This is a genomic window from Kitasatospora sp. NPDC058492 (genome assembly GCF_042720685.1).
Classification (GTDB): Bacteria; Actinomycetota; Actinomycetes; order Streptomycetales; family Streptomycetaceae; genus Kitasatospora.
The window spans coordinates 1-8,887 of sequence record NZ_JBHXMU010000019.1 but is presented as its reverse complement, the minus strand read 5'-3'; the positions used below and the strand labels follow the sequence as shown (position 1 = coordinate 8,887).

At 73.1% G+C, this 8,887-nt stretch carries 13 protein-coding genes and 1 riboswitch; of the genes, 2 read left to right on the top strand and 11 right to left on the bottom strand.

Going from position 1 to position 8,887, the window contains the following annotated elements:
* Window positions 1–185 precede the first annotated feature (185 nt).
* The 8 genes from nusB to rpmB all read right to left on the bottom strand — a co-directional run bounded on the left by nusB (window position 186) and on the right by rpmB (window position 4,684).
* Window positions 186–623, bottom strand: a complete 438-nt coding sequence (gene nusB, locus ACFWPI_RS14890; RefSeq protein ID WP_063346766.1) for a transcription antitermination factor NusB — start codon at window positions 621–623, stop codon at window positions 186–188.
* Window positions 624–627: 4 nt separating this feature from the next.
* Window positions 628–1,191, bottom strand: coding sequence for an elongation factor P (gene efp / locus ACFWPI_RS14885; RefSeq protein WP_063346767.1), 564 nt, complete (start codon window positions 1,189–1,191; stop codon window positions 628–630).
* 79 nt (window positions 1,192–1,270) lie between these two features.
* The gene (locus ACFWPI_RS14880) at window positions 1,271–2,377 is read right to left on the bottom strand and encodes a Xaa-Pro peptidase family protein (RefSeq protein WP_063346768.1); all 1,107 of its coding nucleotides are present in this window, start codon (window positions 2,375–2,377) and stop codon (window positions 1,271–1,273) included.
* Between the two features lie 90 nt (window positions 2,378–2,467).
* Window positions 2,468–2,641 (bottom strand): 50S ribosomal protein L32, encoded by a 174-nt coding sequence (gene rpmF / locus ACFWPI_RS14875; protein WP_063346769.1) that lies wholly within the window; start codon window positions 2,639–2,641, stop codon window positions 2,468–2,470.
* An 80-nt stretch (window positions 2,642–2,721) separates the two neighbouring features.
* Window positions 2,722–2,958 (bottom strand): 30S ribosomal protein S18, encoded by a 237-nt coding sequence (rpsR, locus tag ACFWPI_RS14870; RefSeq protein WP_380380951.1) that lies wholly within the window; start codon window positions 2,956–2,958, stop codon window positions 2,722–2,724.
* 12 nt (window positions 2,959–2,970) lie between these two features.
* Window positions 2,971–4,137 carry a CobW family GTP-binding protein gene (locus tag ACFWPI_RS14865; RefSeq protein ID WP_380342376.1) on the bottom strand — a complete coding sequence of 389 codons (1,167 nt, stop codon included), beginning with the start codon at window positions 4,135–4,137 and terminating at the stop codon, window positions 2,971–2,973.
* A 5-nt stretch (window positions 4,138–4,142) separates the two neighbouring features.
* The gene (gene rpsN, locus ACFWPI_RS14860; RefSeq protein ID WP_380380949.1) at window positions 4,143–4,448 is read right to left on the bottom strand and encodes a 30S ribosomal protein S14; all 306 of its coding nucleotides are present in this window, start codon (window positions 4,446–4,448) and stop codon (window positions 4,143–4,145) included.
* On the bottom strand, window positions 4,448–4,684 hold the full coding sequence (gene rpmB, locus ACFWPI_RS14855; RefSeq protein ID WP_063346773.1) for a 50S ribosomal protein L28: 237 nt from the start codon (window positions 4,682–4,684) through the stop codon (window positions 4,448–4,450). The genes rpsN and rpmB overlap by 1 nt, the downstream gene beginning before the upstream one ends.
* 157 nt (window positions 4,685–4,841) lie before the next feature.
* Here rpmB and rpmG point away from each other — a divergent pair, with 157 nt between their 5' ends.
* The gene (gene rpmG / locus ACFWPI_RS14850) at window positions 4,842–5,006 is read left to right on the top strand and encodes a 50S ribosomal protein L33 (RefSeq protein WP_093655888.1); all 165 of its coding nucleotides are present in this window, start codon (window positions 4,842–4,844) and stop codon (window positions 5,004–5,006) included.
* 147 nt (window positions 5,007–5,153) lie between these two features.
* On the opposite strand, the gene ACFWPI_RS14845 is transcribed toward rpmG, so the two are convergent.
* A complete protein-coding gene (locus ACFWPI_RS14845; RefSeq protein WP_063346775.1) occupies window positions 5,154–6,266 on the bottom strand; it encodes a HoxN/HupN/NixA family nickel/cobalt transporter in 1,113 nt (370 codons plus the stop codon).
* Window positions 6,267–6,295: 29 nt separating this feature from the next.
* Window positions 6,296–6,510: riboswitch (cobalamin riboswitch) on the bottom strand.
* A gap of 81 nt (window positions 6,511–6,591) precedes the next feature.
* On the opposite strand from ACFWPI_RS14845, the gene ACFWPI_RS14840 reads away from it, so the two are divergent.
* Window positions 6,592–6,975 (top strand): ArsR/SmtB family transcription factor, encoded by a 384-nt coding sequence (locus tag ACFWPI_RS14840; protein WP_380381008.1) that lies wholly within the window; start codon window positions 6,592–6,594, stop codon window positions 6,973–6,975.
* Between the two features lie 52 nt (window positions 6,976–7,027).
* Here the strand turns inward: ACFWPI_RS14840 and ACFWPI_RS14835 are convergent, their stop codons facing one another.
* Window positions 7,028–7,837 (bottom strand): Fpg/Nei family DNA glycosylase, encoded by an 810-nt coding sequence (locus ACFWPI_RS14835; RefSeq protein ID WP_380381007.1) that lies wholly within the window; start codon window positions 7,835–7,837, stop codon window positions 7,028–7,030.
* An 80-nt stretch (window positions 7,838–7,917) separates the two neighbouring features.
* Complete coding sequence (locus ACFWPI_RS14830) at window positions 7,918–8,814, bottom strand: AAA family ATPase (protein ID WP_380342366.1); 897 nt, start codon at window positions 8,812–8,814, stop codon at window positions 7,918–7,920.
* Window positions 8,815–8,887 lie beyond the last annotated feature (73 nt).

The following is an 8,887-nucleotide window of genomic DNA, read 5'->3' as shown; positions in this document are numbered from 1 at the left end:
TCTAAAAACAATTTCCCATGGGGGGCCCGTTACTTTTTTTTATATTACCCTTTTTCGGGGCTTTTGGCCCACCACCTCCCCCGCCGGGTTAAACCGGCGCCCGGGCGGCGGCCCCGGTACCCGGGGCCCCGCGGCCGTTCTGCGGGTTTCACCGCCACCGGTGGTCGGGGCCTAGGGCACACGACCTACCGGCGGATGCTCGGCTTCAGCTCCAGGAAGCGGGCGAGCAGACCGTTGACGAAGGCCGGGGAGTCGTCCGTGGAGAACTCCTTGGCGATCTCCACGGCCTCGTCCAGGACGACCGCGTCCGGGACGCCGTCCTCCCAGATCAGCTCGTAGGCGCCGAGCCGCAGGACGTTGCGGTCCACGATCGGCATCCGGTCGAGGGTCCAGCCCACCGCGTACTGCGAGATCAGGTCGTCGATCCGGCGAGCGTGCTGGACGTACCCCTCGATCAACTCCATGGTGTACTCGCCGACCTGCGGGGTGCCCTCGTCGGGCTTCGGCTCGCGGGCGCGGGCCACCCAGTCCGCGAGGACCCGCTGCGGGTCGACCCCGCGGTGGTCGGCCTCGAAGAGGATCTGGAAGGCCCGGGTACGGGCCTTGCTACGTGCGGCCGACACGGACTTACTTCACCCGGCCGAGGTAGCCGCCGTCGCGGGTGTCGACCTTGATCTTCTCGCCGGTGACGATGAAGAGCGGCACGGCGATCTCGGCGCCGGTCTCCAGCGTGGCCGGCTTGGAGCCGCCGGTGGAGCGGTCGCCCTGGACGCCCGGCTCGGTGTGGGAGATCAGCAGCTCGACGGAGGCCGGGAGCTCGATGTACAGGGGGGCACCCTCGTACATGGCGACCAGGGCCTCGAAGCCCTCCAGCAGGTACTTGGAGGCGTCGCCGACGACGGCCGGCTCGACCACGATCTGGTCGTAGGTGTCCGTGTCCATGAACACGAAGTTCTCGCCGTCCTTGTACGAGAACTGCATGCCGCGCTTGTCGACGTTGGCGGTCTCGACCTTGGTGCCGGCGTTGAAGGTCTTGTCGACGACCTTGCCGGTCAGGACCTCCTTGAGCTTCGTGCGCACGAAGGCCGGGCCCTTGCCGGGCTTGACGTGCTGGAACTCGACGACGGACCAGAGCTTGCCGCCCTCCAGCTTGAGGACCATGCCGTTCTTGAGATCGTTCGTGGAAGCCACGGGCGCACTTACTCCTGGATATAGCTGTCAAGGAACCAAGGCTTGCGTCCTGCCGCCGACGGCCGACGGGCGGCCGCGGTCACAGGGCGAGGAGCTCCTTGGTGGTGATGGTGAGCAGCTCGGGCCCGCCCTCCTCTGGGGGGCGCACCACGAGCGTGTCCTCGATCCGGACACCGCCCTTGCCCGGGAGGTGGACCCCTGGGCCGACGGTGACCGGCACGCGGCTGTCCAGTTTACCCATGTCCGACGGACCGAGGCGCGGCGCCTCCCGGATCTCCAGCCCGATGCCGTGCCCCACCGGGTGCGGGGAGGTCTCGGTGTGGCCGGCCGCCTCCAGGATCTGCCGCGCGGCCCGGTCGGGCACGTACTGCTCCACGCCCGGTCCGAGCGCCTCCCGGCCGGCCCGCTGGGCCCGGAACACCAGCCGGTGCAGCTCCACCTGCCAGGGCGCGGGGGCGGCGCCGATCACGAAGGTCCGGGCGGTGGAGACGCCGTAGCCCCGGTACTGGGCGCCCATCACCACGGTGAGGAAGTCGCCCTCCTCCACCCGGCGGTCGGTCGGCTGGTGGGCGGGCCGGCCGGAGTGGCTGCCGGTGCCGACGGACACCGGGTAGGCCGCCCGGTCCGCGCCGTGGTCGATCATCCGGCGTTCCAGCTCCATCGCCAGGTGCCGTTCGGTACGGCCGACCAGGATCGACTCCAGCAGTTCGCCGAGCGCCTGGTCGGCGATCTCGGCGGCGATCCGCAGGTCGGCGATCTCGTGCTCGTCCTTGACCACCCGCAGCCGCTCGACCACCTGCGCCAGGTCGGCCAGCCGGGCCCCCTCCGCCAGGCTCGCCACCGCGCGGTGGCGGCTGACGGTCAGGTCGTGCTCCTCCACCGCGAGGTCCGCCACGCCCAGTCGCGCGGCGGCGGCGGCCGCCGCCAGGGCGGTGTCCGCCGCGGCCGCCACCGGCACCTGGGTGACGTCCGGCGCGATCAGGTGCTCCCCGGTGTCGTCCGGCGGCAGATCGTCCGGCACTGCCAGCAGCACCCGCTCCCGGGTCAGCAGCAGCGTCGCCCCGCAGGGCGCGCAGCCCGTCAGATACCGCACGTTCGCCGCCCGGGTGATCAGCGCCGCATCGGCCCCGGCCGCACTGCAGTGCTCCCTCACCCGCTCCCGCCGACCCGCGTACGCATCAGACATGCGTCGAGCCTACGAACCCCCACCCCGATCCGCCCGCCGAGCACCCCCGACAGGGCGCGCTCCCGCCCCCGCACGCCCTCTTTGTGGTCGCTACGCCCCCTCCGGATCGATCAGGCCGCGGCGATAGGCGGGGACCAGGTTCTGGGGGACGAGCAGTTCGCGGCCGTTGAGGGTGATCGGGACGAGCTTCGGGGCCTTGCCCTTCCACTGGGCCCGGCGGTGCCGGGTGTTGCTGCGGGACGTCTTGCGCTTGGGGACGGCCATCGGGGGCTCCTTGTCGGGTGGTGACGGTGGTGGCGGTGGTGACGGCGGCGATGGCTACCGGGTGGTGCCGGCGGCGATGGCTACCGGGTGGTGCCGGCGGCGTACGGGAGGAGGGCCATCTCGCGGGCGTTCTTGACGGCCCTGGCCACGGCGCGCTGCTGCTGGACGGTGAGCCGGGTGACGCGGCGGCTCCGGATCTTGCCGCGGTCGGAGACGAAGCGCCGCAGCAGGTCGGTGTCCTTGTAGTCGATGTACTCGACGCCGGCCGCGAACAGCGGGTTCGGCCGGTCCTTGGGCGGGTTCGGTCGCTTACGCACAGTGACGGCTCCTCAGTGAACGGGGTCGAGCAGGTCCCGGAAGGCGTCCGGCAGGGCCTTCCAGCCGGGTTCGCCGGCGGCGAGTTCGGCGTCGGTGAGCAGACAGGAGTCGAGCAGCCCGGTGACACCGTCGACGTCCAGGCCCTCGGCGGTGAAGCTGAGCTGCTGCACCCGGTCGCCGTGCAGAGGGTGCCAGTCGAGGGCGGCGGCGGCCCGGCGGGCGGGCGGGTAGAGCTCCCAGGCGGCGTCGGGCAGGGAGGTGAGCCAGGGCCCGCACTCCTCGACCGCGAGGTTGGCCCCGGCGGCGTCCCAGGCGAGCATCAGGTCGGGCCGGTTGGCCAGCCAGAAGCGGCCGCGGCTGCGCTGGGCGGCGGGGACGAGCAGTTCCAGCGCCCGGTGCAGCCGCTCGGGGTGCAGCGGCCGGCGGCGCTCCCAGACCAGCGTGGTGACGCCGGCCTCGTCGCTCTCCTGCGGGAGCAGCGCGATCGCCGGGTTGACCCGGTCGCGGGCGGCGGCGACGTCGAAGCCGCCGAGGGCGGCCCGGGTGAGCGCGCCGGTGCCGAGCCGGACGACCCGGGCGGTGGGGTGGAGCTGGCGGAGCAGCGCGAGCCCGGGCGTGTGCGCCGTCGCGCGCGGGACGGCGAGGGTGGTGGCGTACTCGACCTGGTGGGCGAGCGCCTCCGCGCGGGTCCGCTGGTCCTGGCGGGCGGTGTGCTCGCCGTGGTCCACCAGGTCGTCGGAGACGGAGAGTTCGCCGATCAGCCGGTCCGGGTCGACGGCCGTGACCACGCCCGCGAGTTCGACGGCGTCCTCCAGATGGCGGCCGTCCGCCTCTCCCCCGGCGATCACCTCGACGGCCGGGTGCGGGTCGCTGCCGCCCCACAGTTCGACGATCGCGAGTCCGTACCGGCCTTCGTCGGCGATCCGCAGCAGTCGCGGCAGCAGGTCCTCGCGCAGGGCGCAGCAGGGGCAGTCGTTCACCAGCGGGACGTCGGCGGCGTCGAACCCGCCTCCCGCGTCGCGCAGTTCGCGGTGGACGACGCCCTGCGAGGCCTCCCGCAGGTCGTGGTGGAGGACCACCGCGTCCACCGCGGCCGCGGCCAACTCCCGGACGGCGGCGCGGCGTTCGGCGGCGTGCAGGCCGGCGACGACCACCACGGGCAGCTTGATCCCGTCCACGCCGCTCACCAGCTGGCCTTGCGGACGCCGGGCAGGTGGCCGGCGTGGGCGTGGACGCGGAGGTTGACCCGGGAGAGGCCGAAGGCGCGCAGGTAGCCGCGGGGGCGGCCGTCGACGGCGTCGCGGTTGCGGATCCGGGTGGCGCTGGCGTCGCGGGGCTGGCGGGCGAGTTCGGCCTGGGCGGCGGCGCGTTCGGCGGGGGCGGTGCCGGGGCCGGCGATGATCCGCTTGAGCTCGGCGCGGCGCTCGGCGTACCGGGCCACGACGGCGCGGCGCTGCTCGTTCTTGGCGATCTTGCTCTGCTTGGCCATCAGACCTTCCCCCCTCGGGCGCGGATGCGGGCGACGGCGGCCTCGATGCCGATCGTGTCGATGGTGCGGATGCCCTTGGCGCTGAGGGTGAGCCGGACGTACCGGCCCTCGCCGGGCAGCCAGTAGCGCTTGTGCTGGATGTTGGGGTCGAAGCGGCGGCGGGTGCGGCGGTGCGAGTGCGAGATCGCGTTGCCGAATCCGGGCTTGCGGCCGGTGAGTTGGCAGTGGGCGGACATGGGTGCTCCCTGACGTCCGGGAATGGGCAGGACGGAGCTCACGTTACACCAGATGAAAATGACTTCCATTTCGGTGTACGGTTTCGCCCCGGCCCCGAACACCCCGCCAACCCGCCAACCCGCCAACCCGCCAACCCGCCAACCCGGGAGGACACCCATGGCCCGTAGTGAACTGCGCCCCGTCATCAAGCTCCGCTCCACCGCCGGCACCGGCTACACGTACGTGACCCGCAAGAACCGCCGCAACGACCCGGACCGGATGGTCCTGCGCAAGTACGACCCGCTCGCGCGCCGGCACGTCGACTTCCGCGAAGAGCGCTGAACCCCGCCCGCCCGAACTGAACCCCGCACCGACGGAACGCCGACCGGCAGCGACCCGTACCGCCCCGCAGCGACGAAACGGCGCCTCCCCCGGGATCCCGGGGGAGGCGCCGTCGCTGCTCGCAGCCGTCGCCGCTCGCAGCCGTCACTACTCGGCGGCCACCCAGCGCTTCTCCACCCGGGCCAGCTTCCAGTAGGCGATCGCCGCGGCCCAGACCACCACGAACAGCCCGGCGATCGCGTAGCCGACGTTGTCCAGCGAGATGCCCGCGATCCAGCCGGTGACCGGGTCGGTCAGATCGAGCTTCTCGTGCAGCACGCCGACCAGCTCGATGGTGCCGATGACGAAGGCCACCGCGATCGACAGCCCGGTGATCGTCAGGTTGTAGTAGACCTTCCGGACCGGGTTGGCGAAGGCCCACTGGTACGCGAAGTTCATGAACGTCCCGTCCAGGGTGTCGAACAGGCTCATCCCGGCCGCGAACAGCAGCGGCAGGCAGACGATCGCGTACCAGGGCAACCCGGCCGCCGCGCCCGACCCGGCCATCACCATCAGGGTGACCTCGGTCGCGGTGTCGAAGCCCAGCCCCAGCACCATGCCCACCGGGAACATCTGCCCGGGCCGGGTGATCGAGCGGGTCGCCCGGTTCAGCACCCGGGCCATGAAGCCCCGCGAGTTGAGGTGCTCCTCCAGCTGCGCCTCGTCGTACGACCCGGCCCGCATCGCCCGGAACACCTTGAGGATGCCGAGCAGCGCGGCCAGGTTGAGCGCGCCGATCAGGTAGAGGAACGCGCCGGAGGCCGTCGTGCCGACCATCCCGAGCCACTTGTGGGTGGTCGAGTCGTCGTCCATCAGCGTGCTGGCCAGCTGCGCGCCGCCCGCCACCAGGGCGGCCATCAGCACCACCATCGAGGAGTGCCCGAGGGCGAACCAGAAGCCGACCGAGACCGGCCGCTTGCCGTCCGCCATCAGCTTGCGGGTGGTGTTGTCGATCACCGCGATGTGGTCGGCGTCGAAGGCGTGCCGCATGCCGAGGGTGTACGCGGTGATCCCCAGGCCCACGCCGAAGACCTGGGTGCCGACCGCGTAGTTGTGGGGCGCGACCAGGAAGATGAGCGTCCCGAACGCCACCACGTGCATGGCCAGGATCACCCCCATCAGCCCGGCCGTGCGAACGGTGTCCTCGCGCTTCCAGCGGAACGTGGGCAGCACGGACGGTGTCGCCGGCGCCTCGGCGGCGGCGGTTTCGGGCAGGGTCATTCGGGTCACGCTCCAGCACCTCGTGGAAACACTTCGTGAGATGCCGTGGCCGGTCTCCTGGCTTACGGGGGTCCCGTACCCGCCTTCCCAGGTGCGCGAGGCTCCCAGTGGCGTCGTGGGTACGGACGTCTCTCCATCGTCGACGATCACGATGGCCCGATCACAGTGGCGAGGGCCGCTCCGGACTGGGACCCCTGAGGATCCGTCACCGGTCTTCCCGAGCACCACGGCGGGGAACACCGTAGGGGTCAGGACCCACCCTTGCAAGGCTGCGCACCTGCGCAGGTGTCCAGGATCACAGGCCCCCTCCTGCAACAATGTGCGCATGCATCTCGTACCGGCCGACCGCGCGGGCCACCGCACCATCGACGGACACCGGGTCTGCGAGGCCATCGCCGCGATCGGCGACCCCGCGCACGTCCGCACCTGGGCCGAGCGGTTCTCCCTGCTCGCCGACCCCGGGCGGCTCGCCCTCCTGCTCGCCCTCCACCGGGCCGGCCCGCTCGCCGTCTCCGACCTCGCCGTCGCCACCGGCATGCGCGACCCCGCCGTGTCCCAGGCCCTGCGGCTGCTCCGCACCGCGGGCGTGGTCACCGGGGACAAGGACGGGCGGGTCGTGCGCTACCGGCTCGTGGACGAGGCCATGCGCCCCCTCCTCGACGCGTGCGCCGCCGCCGAACACCACGAGCCCACCGTGGCCGTCGGCTGACCGGCCCCCCGGAGGACACGCCGGGGCCCGGCCGGAGCAACCGCGGACCCGGTCAGGCCGCCTGGCAGGCGGGGCACCAGAAGAGGTTGCGCGCGGCGTGCTGCTCCGTCCGGACGTCGGTGCCGCAGACCAGGCAGGGCATCGCGGCCCGCCGGTAGACGTACACCTCGCCGCCGTGGTCGTCGACACGCGGCGGGCGGCCCATCGCCTCGGGGGTGTGCTCGGGCCGGACGGTGTCGATCCGGCCCGCGCCGACGCCCTCGCGCATCAGGGCGACCAGGTCGGCCCAGATCGCGTCCCACTCGCCCCGGGTGAGGTCGCGGCCGGCGCGGTGCGGGTTGATCCCGTGGCGGAACAGCACCTCGGCCCGGTAGACGTTGCCCACCCCGGCCAGCACCTTCTGGTCCATCAGCAGCGCGGCGACGGTCGTCCGGCTGGCCGATATCCGGCGCCAGGCGGCCTGCGGGTCGGCGTCGGCGCGCAGCGGGTCGGGGCCCAGCCGGGCGGCGACGGCGGCCTTCTCCGCGCCGGTGACCAGCGCGCAGGTGTTGGGGCCGCGCAGATCGGCGTAGCCGTCGTCGTTGGCCAGCCGCAGCCGGACCAGGCCGACCGGCTCGGGCGCGGGCCCGGTGCCGAAGGCGAAGCCGCCGTAGAGGCCGAGGTGGACGTGCACCCAGGCGCCCTCCTCGAAGCCGAGGAACAGGTGCTTGCCGACGGCTTCGGCCGCGGTGAGCAGCTGCCCGTCGATGGCCTTGGCCTCGTCGGCGAACCGGCCCTGCGGGCTGGACACCTCGACCGGGCGGCCGCCGAAGGCCTTCCGGTTCTCGGCGGCGAGGCGGTGGATGATGTGGCCTTCCGGCACGGGCGTCAGCTCCCCCGGGGTGGTTCGACAGGACCTGCACATCATCGCAGTCGGCGCCGACAGCACCGGATCGTCGCAGGTCAGCGGACCGGCATGCCCATCAGCCGGGCCAGGATGACGCGGTCCAGCTCGGCGGCGGTGCCGGCCACGTCCAGGTACGAGTTGTCGATGATCGGCAGCCCGGAGTTGTACCAGCCGGCCATCCGGCCGTGGATCCGCGCCACCTCCTCGTCACCGAGCCGCCGGGTGCCGCCGCGCCTGGCGTTGCGGTGCAGCACGGAGTCCAGGCTGGGCAGCAGCACGACCGGGATCATGCCGGGGCCGATGTGCCGCTTCCAGCCGCCGAGGCCGATGGCCGGGCGGTCCGGGAAGACGGCGTCGTCGATGATGCAGGAGATGCCGTTGGCGAGGTAGTTGCGGCAGGCGAAGCCGCAGGTGCGGCGGGCCAGCCGGTACTGCGCCTCGGAGGCGTTGTTCCAGCCGGACTGCGGGTTGGCGAAGCCGGACTGCACCCACTCGCGGACGTCGTCCAGGCTGATGTGCGCAGTCGGGCTGGGCCGGCGCTCGGCCCAGTACCGGGCGACGGTGGTCTTGCCCGCCCCGGCCGGGCCGATCAGCAGGACGGCGATCGGACTGGCGGGCGCGTGCCGCTGCGGCGGGTGGGCGGGGAGTTGCACGGGCGCGCCGGAGGGCAGCACGAAGTGCCCGGTGGCCCCGACGGGGACCGGCGCACTGGGCGCGGGCGCGGGTGCGGCCGGAGCGGGCGCGGAGACAGGAGCCGGAGCGGGCGGCACGGGAGCAGGCGGCACCGGAACGAGCGGCACCGGAGCGGCCGGAGCCGGCGGCGCAGCGGCGGGAACGGGAGCCGGAACGGGCGGCACCGGCGGCGGCGCGGCGGCCCCCGACGGCTGCGGCCCCGGCGGAGCGGCGGGACGCGGCGGGACGTGCCCACCCCCGGCGTACTGCGTCACGGTCACCTCCCGACACCTCTCAGCGGGGAGACTACACGGCGGCCCGGCGGCGGGCACAGTCCGCCGCCGGGCCGCAGAC